Genomic DNA, 16,146 nt, shown 5'->3' with positions numbered 1-16,146 from the left:
CGTCTTGACCGCAGCTAGAGTATCACTCTAGAGTAATACTCTAGGAGGCCTCGATGGCGGCGAGCGTGCGTGACGATTTATTGGCGGCCGGGCTCGTCGTGTTCGACCGCGTCGGCTTCGAAGCCGCGACGGTGGCTGCGATCCGCACCAAAGCGCGTGCCTCCAACGGCAGCTTCTTTCACGTGTTCGGGTCGAAGAAGGAGCTCGCGGGCGCTCTGTTCCTGGAGGTGCTCAGGCACTATCACGCCGCGGTGCTGGCGGCGCTCGATCCCGTGCCCGATGCGGAGCAGGGCATCGATCGCTTGATCCGGGCGCATCTCGACTGGGTCGTGACCAGCCGGCGCGAGGCGCGGTACCTCTTCGAGATTTCCCGGAGCGAGTGGGGCGAGGATGTGCGCGATGCGCAGCGCGCGCAGAATGCGCGCCTTGCCGAAGGTATCGAGCGCTGGCGTGCGCCACTGGTTGCAAGCGGCGAGCTCTTGCCGATGAAGCCGGTGATGTTCGTCAGCCAGCTGATCGGTCCGGCTCAGATCTTCTGCCGCGCCTTCCTGTCGGGACGCGACCGCACCGATCCGCGCAGCGAGGCCGACACGCTGATCGCCTGCGCCACCCGTGCGCTACGGCCACCCGATCGCATCAACTAGCCATGAGGAGAGAGTGCATGCGCGCTGAACCGGATCCCGAATTCGCAGCCCTTGCCGAGCACATCCATGCCAATGTCGGCCGGCAGGGCTTCATGAACCTGGTCGGCGCCGAGCTGTCCGACTTGTCGCGCGGCACCTGCACGATCGCCGTGGATCGCCGGCCGGAGCTGCTGCAGCAGCACGGCTTCTTCCACGGCGGCGTCACCGCCTTCCTGGTCGACAACGCCACGACGATCGCAGCCGCCACCTCGCGCGGCCAGCCGGCGCTGACGGCGGAATACAAGCTCAACCTGTTGTCGCCCGCGGTCGGCGAGAAGCTGATCTGCCGTGCCCGGGTGATCAAGCCGGGTCGCCAGGTCTCGGTGGTTGCGGCCGACGTGTTCTGCGTCAGCGACGGTGTCGAGAAGCACACGGCAACGGCGCTGGCCTCGATCGCGATGTTGAGCGAGGACGTCGCCTCCAAAGCGAAAAGCCCGGCCGCCTGAGGCAGCCGGGCTTCGCGGTCTCGCGCGAATGCGAGACTTACTTCTCCTCCGCGGCCGGCGCCGGCTCGACCTCGTCGTGCTGGGCTTCCGGATCGAAGAACTCGCCGGCGGCGGCGATCGCCTCGGCGGCCGCATCGCGGTCTTCGTTGCGGGTCGAGATGTCCTCGCCGCGGTTGATGCGCTCGGCCTCGTCCTGGCTGCGCGCGACCGTGACCGTGATCTCGACCTCGACCTCGGGGTGAACGGCAACGATGACCGTGTGCTTGCCGATGGTCTTGATCGGCGCGTCGAGCTGCACCTGCGGACGGTCGAGGTGGACGCCGTCGGCCTCGAACGCCATGACGATGTCGCGCACGGTGACCGAGCCGAACAGCTGGCCGGCTTCGGAGGCCTGGCGGATCACGATGATGTTCTTGTCCTTGATCTTCTCGGCGACCTTGGACGCTTCGCCCTTGGCCTGGAGGTTGCGAGCTTCGAGCTCGGCCTTCATGCCGTCATACTTGGCGCGGTTGTCGGCGGTGGCCCGCAGCGCCTTGCCGCGCTTGAGCAGGAAATTGCGGGCGTAACCGTCGCGAACCTTCACGACTTCGCCCATCTGGCCGAGCTTGTTGACGCGTTCCAGCAAAATGACTTCCATATTCGTTCTCCTTTGAAGTGATCTGAGTTTCAGTTTTCGGGGTTGCACTTAAGGCGTCGGCAGTGGCGGCGGCTGCCGGCTGCGCAGGAAGCGCTCGCGGAAGCCGAACACGGCATCCGCAAGGCCAAGGATGACCATTGCGATCACGGGCCATCCGAACACGACCACGACGGCGTAGGTCGAACCGAGCCAGAGCGGGCGGTTCTTCAGCGCCAGCGTGAGCGTATGCAGCACGGCAAAGCCGGTCAGCGCATAGCCCATCATCAGCGCCGCCGCGGTGATCTGAGCGACGATCGCAAGCAGCCCGCTGGTGAAGCAGAAAGCGAGCGCGATGCAGAGTGCCACCAGCGTCATCGGCGGTAGCTCCGCCGTCCTCATGTCCGGCCACGGGCGCCGCAGCCGGCCCGACGTTGCCGTGACCTTGGCGCTGAGCCAGAGGTTGAGGGTCAGCGTCATCATCGCGATGATGGTGGCCCCGGCCGGTGCGATCCGCACCAGCGCGTCGACGAGCTGACCGGCTTCGCCGGAGCTTTGCGGGTCGGTGGCCCGGAGCAGGCGCATCAGGCCGCGCCGCAGCGTGCCGAGGATGGTCTCGGCGTCGGTCCCGAGCGTGAGCAGGGCGGCGATCGTGGTGAGCGTGGCAAAGCCCGCGAGCCACAGCAGGATGCGGCCGACCGGATACCACTCGAGCACCTGCTCGGCAGGCGGCTCGGTGGCGGCGTCCGGCGCGACATGATCCGCCGGCCGGCTGAGCAGGACGAGATGGCCGAGCCACCATGCCGGCAGTGCGACGGTGACGGCAAACGCGATGCAGTAGGGCAGGCCGAACAGGGCACCGAGGCCGATCGCAGCAGCGATGCCGCCGAGGCTCGCGCAGAGCGGTCCCCAGCCGATCGCGGCGACCATCAGCGGCAGCGGGGCGAGATAGAACAGGACGAGCGAGATCAGCGCGCCCGAAATGATCGAGGCGAACATCAGGGCCGACGCGGCGCCGGCGATCAGGGCTATCAGCACAAATGGCATCATCAGCTGTCCCGCTCCCTTCGAGCGGTTAGAGGCATCTCGCCCCAACCATCGGCGACCGGACGACCCGGAAGCCTTATGAGTTCGAAAAAGTTGCGACCGGCGGCTCGAGGCCGCCGGCCGAATTGATCGTCTTAGCGAATGACGTAGGGCAAGAGGCCCAGGAACCGCGCACGCTTGATGGCGCGGGCGAGCTCACGCTGCTTCTTCGCGGACACCGCGGTGATGCGGCTCGGCACGATCTTGCCGCGCTCGGAGACGTAACGCATCAAGAGCTTGGAGTCCTTGTAGTCGATCTTGGGAGCATTGGCGCCCGTGAACGGGCAGCTCTTGCGACGACGGAAAAACGGGCGGCGTGCACCAGCTTCAGCCATTGTTCTTACTCCCCATCCGTCGTGGTGGTTTCAGCTTCTTCGCGCGGGCGGCGCGGGCCGCGGTCGCCGCGGAAGCCACCACCGTCACGATCGCCACCACGGAAACCGCCCTCGCGGTCGCCACGGAAGCCGCCTTCACGCTCGCCGCGGAAGCCGCCGCCACGATCGTCACGCTCGCGATCACGGTCGGCCTTGCGCATCATCGCGGACGGGCCTTCCTCGAGCTCCTCGACGCGGACGCTGAGATAGCGGATCACGTCTTCGCTGATACGCTCCTGGCGCTCGATCTCGGCGATCGCCGCGGAGGGCGCGTCGATGTTGAGCAGCACGAAGTGCGCCTTGCGGTTCTTGTTCATGCGGTAGGTGAGGGAGCGCACGCCCCAATTCTCGGTCTTGGTGACCTTGCCGCCGAGACCCTCGACGATGCCGGTCATCTGCGCAGTCAGCTCTTCGACTTGCTGCGCGCTCGCGTCCTGACGCGCGAGAAATACATGCTCATAAAGAGCCATGGTGGTCCTTTCCTCAATGTTGGCGCATCGCCCGGCGTCAAGCCCTTAAGAGGCCTTCGGAAAGGACTCTGGGATTAAGCTCAGAAGGCGGAAACACGGGACGACGGGCCGACTGGCCCTGCCACACCAAAATCACGAATGATTTGCTGAGACCGTCCGTTCAGCTCCCGGCCGGGGTCTGCGGATGCGCGCCTTATACGGATTTTGGCTGACTTGGCAAGGTTGGAGCGGTTCGTTCGGCGAGATGGTGCCGGTATGGGCGGCCGAATCCATCCTCCTGTACCAGCTTGACCTGTTTGTTTGTATGTCATACAAATAAGTGATCAGGGAGGTGCTGATGACGGGTGAATCGGTCCAGGCTCCGTTTGAGGCGTCGGCAGACGACCCCAAGCACGCCGCGCGCGCCACGCGCTCGGCCGGCCGCAAGATGCGCTCGCTGCTGCTGGATGCGGCAAGCCCGCTATTTCGGGAGCGGGGGCTGTCGGGCACGGCGATCACCGACATCGCCGCCGCCGCGGACGCATTCCCGAGCCAGATCACCTATTATTTCCGCACCAAGGAGGCGCTGTTCGTCGAATGCGCCTGCCGCGACCTCTTGTATTTGGCGCGCGCCACCGAGCAGGCGGCGTTGAAGGCGCGCACGCCGCGGGACTACACGCAGGCGCTGGCAGAGACCGTGACGGCGAGCGATTCCGTCGCCTTCTTCGCCGAAGCGCTGACATTGACGCGGCGCCGTCAGGATCTTGCACCGCTCGTCGAGCGCACGATCGAGCGCCTGCACGGCGAGGGCGCGCGTGCTTACGCCGACCAGGTGGCGCGGCACGGCTGGCGCTCACTGCGCGCGCCGGATGAAAGCTCGCGGCGGTTCTGGGCCGTCGCCATCGGCGTCATTCTCGAAGGCTATGCGATGGGCCGTTCGCCCGAGGCGCTCTGCGCCGAGATGCTGCGCGTGCTCGGCGAGCAGGCGACATCCGCGGGCGATGCCGCGCGCCTGCGTCTCGTCGAGGAGCGCGACACGTCAACCACTCCGGATGAGGAGAGTTAGGCCATGACCGCGCTTCGCATGCGTGCCCGCGATTTCCTGACCGACGATCAACTGGCTGACGTGCGCCAGCGGGTGACCTGGAAGGGCGTTGCGCTGATTGCGCACGCCTGGACGCTGATCATTGGCGCGATTGCTTTGGTCGCATGGTGGCCCAATCCGATCACCTATGTCCTCGCCGTCGCGATCATCGGCTCGCGCCAGCTGGGCCTTGCGATCCTGATGCATGACGGCGCGCATGGCTGTCTGTCCGCCGACGAGAAAACCAATCTGACGCTGAGCCAGTGGTTCTGTGCCTTTCCGCTGTTTGCGGAGACGCGCAGCTACCGGCGTTACCACCTGCAGCACCATGCGCGCACGCAGCAGGAGGATGATCCCGATCTCGTGCTGTCGGCGCCGTTTCCGATTACGAAGCTGAGCTATCGCCGCAAGTTCATTCGCGATATCACCGGACAGACCGGCTACCAGCAACGCAAGGCGCAGCTGCTCAACGCGCTCGGCTCGAAGGACTGGCCCTGGCGCCAGCGCCTGGCGCATGTCTGGGACAAGCTCGGTCCGCAATGCGTCGTCAATGCCGTGGTGTTTGCCGCGTGCGCGGCGGCCGGCGTGTGGTGGGCCTATCCGCTGTTATGGCTGGTGCCACTGCTGACCTGGATGATGGTCATCACCCGCATCCGCAACATCGCCGAGCACGCCGTCGTTCCTGATAGCAATGACCCCTTACGCAACACCCGCACCACGCATGCCAATTTTCTCGAGCGCCTGTTCATCGCGCCGTACTACGTGAACTATCACCTCGAACATCATCTGCTGTTCTATGTGCCCTGCTACAATCTGCCGAAGGTGCATCGGCTGCTGAGCGCGAGCCGGCATGGCGGCCGCATGGAGGTGCAGCCGGGCTATGCCGCGGTGCTGCGGCTGGCGACGGCGAAGCCCGATCGGGAGGACCGGCCAGGTCAATTGGTGAACAGCGCGCGCCGCGCGCAGGCGGGGGCTGAGGTCGACGCCAATCAGACCGCGGGCGGGTTTTGACGCGGCGTATCCCCAGTTGAATGCCAGCCCGAGTTCCCATCTCGGCTTGACAGTTCGGCCCCGGACAGTGTCTACGGCCCCCTTTGGAGCGTGACACGGAACCATGACCCAAGGCCGCGCGTAATCGGCTGCCGGTTCTCGCCGGGATCGTGCCGACAAGCAGGGAGCGCCGATGACGGCAGCATTCACATTTCCGGGGCAGGGATCCCAGGCGGTTGGCATGGGCAAGGCCCTGGCCGACGCTTTTCCGGTGGCGCGCGCCGTGTTCGACGAGGTCGATGCCGCGCTCTCCGAGAAGCTCACGGCCATCATCTGGGACGGTCCGGCTGAAACCCTCCAGCTCACCGAAAATGCCCAGCCGGCGCTGATGGCGGTGTCTGTCGCCACCCTGCGCGTGCTCGAGGCTGAAGCCGGTTTTTCCGTGGGACGAGACGCGGCCTTCGTCGCCGGCCACTCGCTCGGTGAATATTCGGCGCTGGCTGCGGCCGGCAGCCTGACGGTTTCAGATACTGCCCGTCTGCTTCGCACCCGCGGTCTCGCAATGCAAAAGGCAGTCCCGGTCGGCGCCGGCGCAATGGCCGCGCTGCTTGGTCTCGACTACGAGGCCGCCCTGGAGGTCGCGGGTGAGGCGGCGCAGGGGCAGGTCTGCCAGGCCGCCAACGACAATGGCGGCGGACAGGTTGTCGTCTCGGGCGACAAGGCCGCGGTTGATCGCGCCGTCGAGATCGCCAAGACCAAGGGCGCCAAGCGCGCGATGCTGCTGCCGGTGTCCGCCCCGTTCCATTGCAAGCTGATGCAGCCGGCTGCGGATGCCATGGCGGAGGCGCTCGCGAAGGTCACGATCAAGGCGCCGGCCGCGCCGCTGGTCTCGAACGTGCTGGCGAGCGCCATCACCGATCCCGACGAGATCCGCCGCCGCCTGGTCGAGCAGGTCACCGGCACGGTGCGCTGGCGCGAGTCGGTTGCCTATATGGCGGGGCAGGGCGTCACCCGGTTCTTCGAGATCGGCGCCGGCAAGGTGCTGACCGGTCTCGTCAAGCGCATTGCGGACGGTGCCGTCGGCGTCGCGGTCGGCGGTCCCAACGACATTGCCGCCGCCAAGGATGCCTTGGCCGCTGCAAAGCAGGCCTAGGGGAGTTTTTCGATGTTCGATCTGACAGGTAAAAAGGCGCTCGTCACCGGCGCTACCGGCGGCATCGGCGGGGCGATCGCGCAGGCGCTGCACGCCCAGGGCGCGACCGTCGCGATATCAGGGACGCGCAAGGAGGTGTTGGATGAGCTTGCCGGCAAGCTCGGCGAACGCACCTTCGTGCTGCCCTGCAATCTCTCCAAGTCCGACGAGGTCGAGGCGCTGGTGCCGGCTGCGGAAGCCGCGATGGGCCAGGTCGACATTCTCGTCGCCAATGCCGGCATCACCCGCGACAATCTCTTTGTGCAGCTCCGCGACGAGGATTGGGAGGAGGTCATCAACATCAATCTGACCGCGACCTTCCGCCTGGCGCGCGCGGCCACCAAATTGATGATGCGCAAGCGCTTCGGCCGCATCATCGCCATCACCTCGGTGGTCGGCGTCACCGGCAATCCGGGGCAGGGCAACTACACGGCCTCGAAGGCGGGCCTGATCGGCATGATCAAGACGCTGGGCGCCGAATACGCCAAGCGCGGCGTCACCGCCAATTGCATCGCGCCCGGCTTCATCAAGACGCCGATGACCGATGCGCTGAACGACAAGCAGCGCGAAACGATTCTGACCAAGGTTCCGGCCAACCGCCTCGGAACGCCCGAGGACATCGCAGCGGCCGCCGTCTACCTGAGTTCGAACGAAGCGGCGTACGTCACCGGGCAAACTATCCATGTCAATGGCGGCATGGCCATGATCTGATGCTTCGTTTCGCACTGCCCACATGGGCAGTGCGGGATGCGGCAAACGGCCGTTTCCGGAGCGAAATGAGGCTTGTAGTCAAGGCAATTGAAGTATGATAACCGGACGCTCAACGGATGGGCAAAGAACGCCATTGCAGGTTTTTGAAACCCTGTATATTGGCGATGCGGAGCCTTGGCCGTCGTTCGCCGGGCCCTGTATCGGTTAGGATGGGGCCAAATCTAAAGTTCGTAAGCGAAGGCAAGTAACACGACCACGACGGCTCGTATCGTCCCGGGGGGTCGGGTCTACAGGGAACAACACGAGGTTATGCAATGAGTGACATTGGCGAGCGGGTTAAGAAGATCGTGGTCGAACACCTTGGTGTTGAACCCGAGAAGGTTGTCGACGCTGCGAGCTTCATCGACGACCTCGGCGCCGACAGTCTGGACACCGTCGAACTGGTGATGGCGTTCGAAGAGGAATTCGGTTGCGAGATTCCGGACGACGCCGCGGAAACGATTCTCACCGTCGGCGATGCCACGAAGTTTCTCGAGAAGAACGCGAAGAGCTAAGGCTCTTCATTTTCGCGGGGACAACATTGAAACCGGACGGGCCGCTGACCAGCGGTCAGCCGGTTTCTTGTTATTGGCCGTGAGTCTTTCGATGCGGAGTTTTCGGATATGAGGCGGGTTGTCGTCACTGGTCTCGGCATGGTGTCGCCGCTCGGCTGCGGCGTCGAACCGACCTGGAAACGCATCCTCAACGGCGAAAGCGGCGCGCGCCGGATCGAGAGCTTCGATGTCTCCGATCTTCAGACCAAATACGCCTGCACCGTCGTACGCGGCGACGGCACCAACGACACCTTCAATCCCGACACGTGGATGGAGCCGAAGGACCAGCGCAAGGTCGACGACTTCATCATCTTCGGCATGGCCGCCGCCGGCCAGGCGCTCGACGACGCCAACTGGCACCCCGAGTCCGAAGAGGACAAGTGTGCAACCGGAACCATGATCGGATCCGGCATCGGCGGCCTCAGCGGCATCGCCGACACCGCGATCCTGCTGAAGGAGCGTGGACCGCGCCGGGTGTCGCCGTTCTTCATTCCGGGCCGCCTGATCAATCTCGCCTCCGGCTACGTCTCGATCGCACACGGGCTGAAGGGACCGAACCATTCGGTGGTCACAGCCTGCTCGACCGGCGCACACGCCGTCGGCGATGCCGCCCGTCTGATTGCGCTCGGCGATGCCGACGTGATGGTCGCCGGCGGCGCCGAGTCGCCGATCAGCCGCATCGGCATTGCCGGCTTCAACGCCGCGCGTGCACTTTCGACCGGTTTCAACGAAACGCCCGAGAAGGCCTCGCGTCCCTACGACAAGGACCGCGACGGTTTCGTCATGGGCGAGGGCGCCGGCGTCCTCGTGCTGGAAGAGCTCGAGCACGCCAGGCGCCGCGGCGCGAAGATCTATGCCGAGGTGATCGGCTACGGCCTTTCGGGCGATGCCTACCACATCACCTCGCCGTCGCCCGATGGCGATGGCGGCTTCCGCAGCATGTCGGCCGCGCTCAAGCGCGCGGGCCTCACGGCGTCCGATCTCGACTACATCAACGCACACGGCACCTCGACGCCGCTCGGCGACGAGATCGAGCTCGGGGCCGTCGAGCGTCTGCTCGGCAATGCCGCCTCCAAGGTTGCGATGTCGTCGACCAAGTCGTCGACAGGACATCTCCTCGGCGCCGCCGGTGCGATCGAAGCGATCTTCGCCATTCTCGCGATTCGCGATAATGTCGTGCCGCCGACGATCAACCTCGACAACCCGTCGGTGGAGACGGCGATCGATCTCGTGCCGCACAAGGCGAAGCAGCGTGAGGTCAATGTCGCCTTGTCAAACTCGTTTGGTTTTGGCGGCACCAATGCGTCGGTGATCGTCCGGCGTTTGGCCAGTTAGTTTGCGTTTGAGACAAATCCACCGTTTTGCCGTATTCGGCGATAGTCATAGAAGTGGGCGCGTGCATTTGGCAGGGCAAGCGATTGTCAGGTCGCGATTGAACCGGCAGGATTCAGGTTGTTTCGATGAGTGAAAGGCCGCCCATTTCGCCCCGGAGTCCGCGGGCAGCGCTCGAGCCCGAGCAACTCCCGCCGCCGCCGAAGCGATCGGAGCGTGCGCGCAATCCGTTCGTGGTCGTCGGCAACGCCATCATCACCCTTCTGCTGATCGCCATGCTCGGCGCCGGCGGTGTGTATTATTACGGCCGGCAGGTGCTGGAGGCGCCCGGACCACTGAGGGACGACAAGATCGTCAACATCCCGCAGCGCGCCGGCAAACGCGACATCGCCGAGACGCTGAACCGGGAAGGCGTCACCGACATCAATCCGTGGGTGTTCATCGCCAGCGTCGCCGCGCTGAAGGCGAGCTCGGACCTCAAGCCCGGTGAATATTCGTTCCAGAAGAACGCGTCCTTGCGCGACGTCATCGCCACCATCGTCGAGGGCAAGGTGGTGCAGCATGCGGTCACGATTCCGGAGGGCCTGACCTCCGAGCAGATCGTGGCGCGTCTGTCCGACAACGACATCTTCACCGGCAGTGTGCGCGAGCTGCCGCGCGAGGGCACGCTGCTGCCGGAGACCTACAAATTCCCGCGCGGCACCCCGCGCGAGCAGGTGGTCCAGCGCATGCAGCAGGCGCACAAGCGCGTGCTCGCCGAGATCTGGGAGCGCCGCAATCAGGACATCCCGGTCAAGACGCCGGAGCAGCTGGTGACGCTCGCGTCCATCGTGGAAAAGGAGACCGGCAAGCCGGACGAGCGCAGCCGTGTCGCCGCGGTGTTCGTCAACCGCCTCAAGCAGCGCATCAAGCTGCAGTCCGATCCGACCATCATCTACGGCCTCGTCGGCGGTAAGGGCACGTTGGGCCGGCCGATCAAGCGCAGCGAGATCACGCAGCCGTCGCCGTACAATACCTATGTGATCGAGGGCCTGCCGCCGGGCCCGATCTCCAATCCCGGCCGCGCCTCGCTGGAGGCCACCGCCAACCCGGCCCGCACCCGCGACCTCTATTTCGTTGCCGACGGCAGCGGCGGGCATGCTTTTACCGAGACCTACGACGCGCATCAGAAGAACGTGGCCAAGCTGCGTGCGATGGAAAAGCAGATCCAGAACGACACGGTGGAGCCGGCCGAGGATGCGCCGCCGCCCGCCGCCACCGCGCCCGGCGCCGCCGACACGCCGACGGCGACCACGCCGCCGGCACGGCCCAACCAGCAGAAAAAGCAACCGACACGGCCTGCCAATCCAACCAATCCAGCGCCGGCGCGGCAGGGCGCGGTGCAACCCTCGCCGCCGGTGGTACAGCGCTAGGCGCGTTGCAGACCTGCCTGCGGGACTTTGCGGATTCCACTTTCCTGCAAAATAGTCTTAAGATTCGCGTGGCTTGATGCCTCGCGAATCCCATGTTTCCGGAGAAATTGACCTGATGGCGCTGTCGTCCATGACCGGCTTTGCTCGAAGCCACGGCGCAAGCGGGCCGTACACGTTCGAATGGGAATTGAAGTCGGTCAACGCCAAGGGCTTTGACCTCAGGGTGCGGCTGCCGCAGGGGTTCGACGAGCTCGAGGCCCACGCCAAGAAACGCGCCGGCGAGCTGCTCTCGCGCGGCACCGTCTACGCCAATCTCACTGTCAAGCGCGCCAACGCCGCCGCCACGGTTCGCGTCAACGAGGACGTGCTCAACGCCGTCCTGAAAGCTGCCGCCGTGATCGCCGGCAAGGTCGACGCGGTGGCCCCGAGCATCGACGGCCTGCTCGCCATCAAGGGCGTCGTCGAGGTCGCCGAGCCTGAGGGCGATGAGGACGAGGACAAGGCGGCGCGTGCCGCGGCCGCCGAGGCCTTCGACAAGGCCCTCGACGAGCTCGTCGCGATGCGCAAGCGCGAGGGCACGTCGCTGGGGCAGATCCTGACCCAGCGGGTGGACGAGGTCGAGCAGCTGGCGAAGAAAGCGGAAGCCGCGCCCGGCCGCAAGCCGGAGGCGATCAAGGCCAGGCTCACTGAGCAGATCGCCGCGCTGCTGGACACCTCCGACCGCTTCGATTCCGACCGCCTGATGCAGGAGGCGATCCTGATCGCCACCAAGGCCGACATCCGCGAGGAGCTCGACCGCATCGCCTCCCATATCGCGCAGGCGCGCGAGCTGATCGGCAAGGGCGGTCCGATCGGCCGCAAGCTCGACTTCCTGGCGCAGGAATTTCACCGCGAGGTCAACACCTGCTGCTCGAAATCGAACGACATCGAGCTGACCAATACGGGGCTGGCCATGAAAAACGTGGTCGAGCAGTTCCGCGAGCAAGTCCAGAATCTGGAGTGATCGATGACGACGGGCGGCCACGGAACTGACGGTGTCGAGCGGCGCGGATTGATGTTCGTGTTGTCCTCGCCCTCGGGCGCGGGCAAGACGACGCTGTCGCGGATGTTGCTCGAACGGGAGCCCGGCCTCAAAATGTCGGTGTCGGCGACCACGCGTCCGATGCGACCGGGTGAGGTCGAGGGGCGCGATTATTTCTTTGTCAGCAAGCCCAGGTTCGAGACCATGGTGGAGCACGCCGAATTGCTCGAATGGGCGACCGTGTTCGACAATCTCTACGGGACCCCACGTGCTCCGGTGGAGGCGGCACTCTCAGTCGGACAGGATGTGCTGTTCGACATCGACTGGCAGGGCACACAGCAACTGCATGAGAAAGCAAGCGTTGATGTGGTTCGTGTCTTCATCCTGCCGCCCTCGGCGGCCGATCTCGAAACGCGCCTGCACTCACGCGCGCAGGATTCAGACGAGGTGATCCGCAAGCGGATGAGCCGCGCCAGCCACGAGATGAGCCACTGGGCGGAGTACGATTACATCGTGATCAACCACGAGGTCGACGAGGCCTTCGCCGAGGTGCAGTCGATCCTGAAGGCCGAACGCCTCAAGCGCGAACGGCGGATCGGCCTCGCAGGCTTCGTTCGAAGTTTGCAAGCTCAGCTTCAAGGTTAGGCCGCGAGAGGCGTGGGCCTTGCTTCGCGAGCTGTTCTAGCATCGTCGTGATGACATCGACGTCGACCGCATCCTCCCGGTCGCGGTCTGCAGGCGCGTGATCGCGATCCTCGCCGCTCTCGCTGGCGGCGAGCTTGGGAGCAGCAGCCTCGATTTGGAATTCCCGGTCGAACATCTTGATCTCGACCTCGTCGCGTCTGGTCTCGTTGGGCGCTGCGGCGCGCGTCTTCCGCGCGTCGATCTGCTCGATCTCGCGGCCGATCGCGGCAAGCTTCGTCACTCGCTTGGTCGCTTGTCGAGGAGCTTCATCGAAGTCGACCGGACGCAGCTGTGCGCGCGGCGAGTCGGCCGCCGTCGCACCGAGCCAGGGCGCGCGGCTTCCGTCGTGGTCCTGCGGCGTCCAATCGTTCCAATGCCCGCGGCGGTCGGCGGCCTGGACGCGTCCGCGTCCGCCGGCGAAGCGGTAGATCAGGCTGGCGAGGATGCCGGCGAGCGCCAGCGCGCCACCGATCACGAGCAGCAGCATTTGGACCGAGCCAGTCGGTTTGTCGGCGCTGTCGGCCGCGGCGGGGGTCGCCGGCGCAGGCTTTGCCGGCTTGGCGCTCGGTGGCGCGGCGGCTGCGACGGGAGCAGGCTGCGGCTGTGGTGCGGGGGAGGCGGTCGGCATGGCAGCATCGGGCCAGCGCGTCGCGACGGCAGGCTGCGCGGTGTCGTTGTTGGTGGCCGCCGGCTGTTGCGCGACTGGTGGCGTACTCGCTGCGGCCGGCGCAGGCGCGGTCATGTTCGGCGCACCCGGCGCGACACCTTGCGGGGCAACGTATTGGGCTCGCGCATTCTGCAGGGATTGCGGCGCCGTTGAATCAGTATCTTGTGCATCGGTCGTCGCCTGCGCGGTTTGGGAGGCTTTGGCGCCGGCGGCGCGCAGATACCAGCACTGTCGCTTGGTCGTGCGTTCGACGCGATAGTACCAATGCTGCCCCTGCGGAGCGGCGCCTTTCGGCGAGGCGAGACAGTCGGCGGCCGCATTGGCCGTGCTCGATGTGTCCGGCGCGTTCTGCGACACGGCGGCCAGTGGCAGGCCAGCGATGATGCTGCCGACCAGCGCGGATACGAATTTTGCGGTGCGGTTGCCCATCCTGGTCTCCCGGTTACGCATGACGCAACTCTTAACCACCCCTTTGTCATCAAAGACTTGGGTGGCAATGAGCCGCAAATCCGGAGAGGATGTGGCTTGAATCGGGCCTGCGGGGCGTTCGTTCCGCGGCGAAATCGGGGATCTTCCGGCGTTACTGTTTCGCGGAACTCCAGGTTCCGCCGCAGCCGTCGGAGCGGCGCCAGGTTCCGGAACCGCTGCGAGCGCCGAGACGTCCCGAACTGGTGAAGGTCACGCCGCCGTCGCCGTGACCGAAAGTGCTGACGGCGCCGCTCGAGCTGACGGTGCCAGTGACGCCCTGGCCGATGACCTTGCCCGAGGAGACCACGACCGCGCCGCTCGTAGAGCCGCCGCAGCCGATGCTGGTGACCGCCCAGGCGCCGTCAAAGCCACCGCCGCCACCTCCGCCGCCGCTTCGCCGCGACGACGAGCGCGATTCTTCAGCCGCCGGCTTGCTTCGGCGCGCCGAGGGTGCGGGTTCGGTCGAGCGGTCGGAGGAACGATCCTGGCGCGAGCCGGACAGCGACTTCTCGTCATTGCCGATCGAGCCCCCGGCGCTGCCGGATTGCGCGAAGGCGGCAGGCGAGGCCAGAGCGGCCGTGAGAAGGAAAGCGAGGGCTGTCGGACGGACGACGGCAATGGGCATGAGCAAGCACCCAAAATCAAAAAGGCATCAGCGGCCGGAGCCGTCCGCACAGACGGATCCAATAATGCGGCAAGCTTTGCCAGCCTTGCCGCATTCGTCAAGCGCGGCGTCCCTGGCGCGCTGCACGCCCTCGCGCTGGACCAGCGACCAGGACTTGTCCGAGATCGCGAAAGCGCCGCAGCTTCGGCCGTAGAACGAGAGCTCGATCGAGCATTTGGCGCCGGCGCAATTGCCGCGCGCATCCGCCACCGCGGCGCGCCGCGAGGCGTGGTTCCACGAGATGCCCCATTTGCTGCTGTCAGGCCCGTAGACGATCGAGCCCCAGGGCTTGAGATCTTCCATCTTGCGCATCCGCAGCAGCAGGCCTTCGGTCGCTTCCCCATTCGGCGCCATCGCGATCCGCTGCTGCAGCTTCGTGATGGCGCGCGTCAGGCCGTCGGGAGTGTCAGGGTCGAAATTGAGCTCGTAGAGCCGTTCGCTGAGCTCGCTGAGCAGCGCCGCATCGCGCAAGGGGACGCGGTCGGGATCGGCGCGCAGACGCTCCGCCGGCAGGGGATCGGGCTGCATCGCCGCGATCTGAGGCGGGGCGGTTTGCGTCGGCGGCACGAAATAGAATGTGCCGTCGATCGGCGAAGACGACACCCAGGGCTGCTGCGCGCCCGCGGTGGCGCGCTTCACGGCGAGACCGACCTGGTTGAAGGTCTGGAACACGTCGAGGCCCGCAGTTCGGATCGTCGTCGCCAGCGCCTTGGTATAAGGGCTGTGACCGTCGCTGCCGTCTTGCGCGACATTGCCGGGCTGGGTCGCATAGGAGATTAGCGTGCCCTCGGGCGCGCGCATCTGCGCAAGGCCGCCGTCGGAGGAACGAAGGCCGCGTGAGCCGAACGGGTTGTTGCGGCAGGCATCGAGGATGACGAGGTTGAGGCGGGTGCCGGAGCCCTGCATCTGGCGCAGCACGAGATTGACGTCGGTCATCTGGAAGTCGACGTCGGCCTCGCGCGTCGGATTGGCGCTCACAGGCACGAGATAGTTGGAGCCAGCGACCTGCACGCCGTGGCCGGCATAATAGAACAGCGCGACGTCGGCGCCCTGGACCTGCCGGCCAAAGCTCTGCACCGCGACGTCCATTGCGCCCTTGTCGAGGTCGAGCTGGGCGCGTCCGCCGACCAGTGTGAAGCCGAGCGCACTGAGCGTCTCCGCCATCAGGCTCGCATCCTTCGACGGATTGTCGAGCGGCGTGATGTTCTTGTAGGCGGAGTTGCCGACCACGAGCGCGATGCGCTTCTCGGCCGCCGCCGGCTCCGCAACGACGACGAGCAGGGCCAGCGCCGCCAGCCCCAAAACGCGATTGAAAATCCTCGCGCGCATCAAAATTCCCCAAAACAATGACGCCAGTCTAACAGTTCGGCAGCCGGGCGAAAAGCGGTGTGAGAGGAGGGAGCGGCGTAGCTCATGCGCGTGTCCCGGACGCGCAGCAGCGTTTTTACGCTGCTGCGCAGTCGGGACCCAGCGCTCCGGACTCCGTTGAGGCATGGGCCCCGGCTCTGCAGCGCACCGCCAAGAGGGCGCTGCGCTGCATTCGGGGCACGAGAGGAGATCGAGTCATTCTCCCTCCACGTCATTGCGAGCGTAGCGAAGCAATCCAGGAATCTCTCCGCGGAAGCAGCCTGGATTGCTTCGTCGCAAGGGCTCCTCGCAATGACGGAGCAAGGTGGA

18 protein-coding genes are annotated in these 16,146 nt (G+C 65.7%); 11 read left to right on the top strand and 7 right to left on the bottom strand.

The window, feature by feature from the left end; genetic code table 11:
* Window positions 1-53 precede the first annotated feature (53 nt).
* Window positions 54-644, top strand: coding sequence for a TetR/AcrR family transcriptional regulator (locus tag IVA79_RS14080; protein WP_247553680.1), 591 nt, complete (start codon window positions 54-56; stop codon window positions 642-644).
* 17 nt (window positions 645-661) lie between these two features.
* A complete protein-coding gene (locus tag IVA79_RS14075) occupies window positions 662-1,129 on the top strand; it encodes a PaaI family thioesterase (RefSeq protein WP_247553678.1) in 468 nt (155 codons plus the stop codon).
* Window positions 1,130-1,166: 37 nt separating this feature from the next.
* Here IVA79_RS14075 and rplI read toward each other — a convergent pair whose 3' ends face one another.
* The 4 genes from rplI to rpsF all read right to left on the bottom strand — a co-directional run bounded on the left by rplI (window position 1,167) and on the right by rpsF (window position 3,672).
* Window positions 1,167-1,766, bottom strand: a complete 600-nt coding sequence (gene rplI / locus IVA79_RS14070; RefSeq protein ID WP_247553676.1) for a 50S ribosomal protein L9 — start codon at window positions 1,764-1,766, stop codon at window positions 1,167-1,169.
* Window positions 1,767-1,814: 48 nt separating this feature from the next.
* Complete coding sequence (locus tag IVA79_RS14065) at window positions 1,815-2,792, bottom strand: hypothetical protein (RefSeq protein WP_247553674.1); 978 nt, start codon at window positions 2,790-2,792, stop codon at window positions 1,815-1,817.
* A gap of 131 nt (window positions 2,793-2,923) precedes the next feature.
* A complete protein-coding gene (rpsR, locus tag IVA79_RS14060) occupies window positions 2,924-3,163 on the bottom strand; it encodes a 30S ribosomal protein S18 (protein WP_007592020.1) in 240 nt (79 codons plus the stop codon).
* A gap of 5 nt (window positions 3,164-3,168) precedes the next feature.
* On the bottom strand, window positions 3,169-3,672 hold the full coding sequence (gene rpsF / locus IVA79_RS14055) for a 30S ribosomal protein S6 (RefSeq protein ID WP_247553672.1): 504 nt from the start codon (window positions 3,670-3,672) through the stop codon (window positions 3,169-3,171).
* Between the two features lie 337 nt (window positions 3,673-4,009).
* Here rpsF and IVA79_RS14050 point away from each other — a divergent pair, with 337 nt between their 5' ends.
* From IVA79_RS14050 to gmk, 9 genes are all read left to right on the top strand, one after another.
* Window positions 4,010-4,717 (top strand): TetR/AcrR family transcriptional regulator C-terminal domain-containing protein, encoded by a 708-nt coding sequence (locus IVA79_RS14050; RefSeq protein WP_247553669.1) that lies wholly within the window; start codon window positions 4,010-4,012, stop codon window positions 4,715-4,717.
* Window positions 4,718-4,720: 3 nt separating this feature from the next.
* The gene (locus IVA79_RS14045) at window positions 4,721-5,746 is read left to right on the top strand and encodes a fatty acid desaturase family protein (protein WP_247553667.1); all 1,026 of its coding nucleotides are present in this window, start codon (window positions 4,721-4,723) and stop codon (window positions 5,744-5,746) included.
* A gap of 172 nt (window positions 5,747-5,918) precedes the next feature.
* Window positions 5,919-6,878: an ACP S-malonyltransferase gene (gene fabD, locus IVA79_RS14040; protein ID WP_247553665.1), complete on the top strand. Its 960-nt coding sequence runs from the start codon at window positions 5,919-5,921 to the stop codon at window positions 6,876-6,878.
* Window positions 6,879-6,890: 12 nt separating this feature from the next.
* Window positions 6,891-7,628 (top strand): 3-oxoacyl-[acyl-carrier-protein] reductase, encoded by a 738-nt coding sequence (gene fabG / locus IVA79_RS14035; protein WP_247553663.1) that lies wholly within the window; start codon window positions 6,891-6,893, stop codon window positions 7,626-7,628.
* A gap of 314 nt (window positions 7,629-7,942) precedes the next feature.
* A complete protein-coding gene (locus IVA79_RS14030; RefSeq protein ID WP_008130699.1) occupies window positions 7,943-8,182 on the top strand; it encodes an acyl carrier protein in 240 nt (79 codons plus the stop codon).
* 108 nt (window positions 8,183-8,290) lie between these two features.
* A complete protein-coding gene (gene fabF, locus IVA79_RS14025) occupies window positions 8,291-9,556 on the top strand; it encodes a beta-ketoacyl-ACP synthase II (protein WP_247553661.1) in 1,266 nt (421 codons plus the stop codon).
* 125 nt (window positions 9,557-9,681) lie between these two features.
* On the top strand, window positions 9,682-10,965 hold the full coding sequence (gene mltG / locus IVA79_RS14020) for an endolytic transglycosylase MltG (RefSeq protein ID WP_247553659.1): 1,284 nt from the start codon (window positions 9,682-9,684) through the stop codon (window positions 10,963-10,965).
* 115 nt (window positions 10,966-11,080) lie between these two features.
* Window positions 11,081-11,968 carry a YicC/YloC family endoribonuclease gene (locus IVA79_RS14015; protein WP_247553658.1) on the top strand — a complete coding sequence of 296 codons (888 nt, stop codon included), beginning with the start codon at window positions 11,081-11,083 and terminating at the stop codon, window positions 11,966-11,968.
* 3 nt (window positions 11,969-11,971) lie between these two features.
* Window positions 11,972-12,631, top strand: coding sequence for a guanylate kinase (gmk, locus tag IVA79_RS14010; protein WP_247553657.1), 660 nt, complete (start codon window positions 11,972-11,974; stop codon window positions 12,629-12,631).
* Here the strand turns inward: gmk and IVA79_RS14005 are convergent.
* The 3 genes from IVA79_RS14005 to IVA79_RS13995 all read right to left on the bottom strand — a co-directional run bounded on the left by IVA79_RS14005 (window position 12,564) and on the right by IVA79_RS13995 (window position 15,798).
* Window positions 12,564-13,766: a hypothetical protein gene (locus tag IVA79_RS14005; RefSeq protein ID WP_247553656.1), complete on the bottom strand. Its 1,203-nt coding sequence runs from the start codon at window positions 13,764-13,766 to the stop codon at window positions 12,564-12,566. The two genes, gmk and IVA79_RS14005, sit on opposite strands and share 68 nt — an antisense overlap.
* 151 nt (window positions 13,767-13,917) lie before the next feature.
* Window positions 13,918-14,430: a hypothetical protein gene (locus IVA79_RS14000; protein WP_247553655.1), complete on the bottom strand. Its 513-nt coding sequence runs from the start codon at window positions 14,428-14,430 to the stop codon at window positions 13,918-13,920.
* 27 nt (window positions 14,431-14,457) lie between these two features.
* Window positions 14,458-15,798: a caspase family protein gene (locus IVA79_RS13995; RefSeq protein ID WP_247553654.1), complete on the bottom strand. Its 1,341-nt coding sequence runs from the start codon at window positions 15,796-15,798 to the stop codon at window positions 14,458-14,460.
* Window positions 15,799-16,146: the final 348 nt, after the last annotated feature.

Origin of the sequence: Bradyrhizobium sp. 138 (assembly GCF_023074075.1) — a bacterium.
Lineage (GTDB): Bacteria > Pseudomonadota > Alphaproteobacteria > Rhizobiales > Xanthobacteraceae > Bradyrhizobium.
Note: the sequence above shows the minus strand (reverse complement) of the source record. Positions and strands in the feature narration are given on the sequence as shown.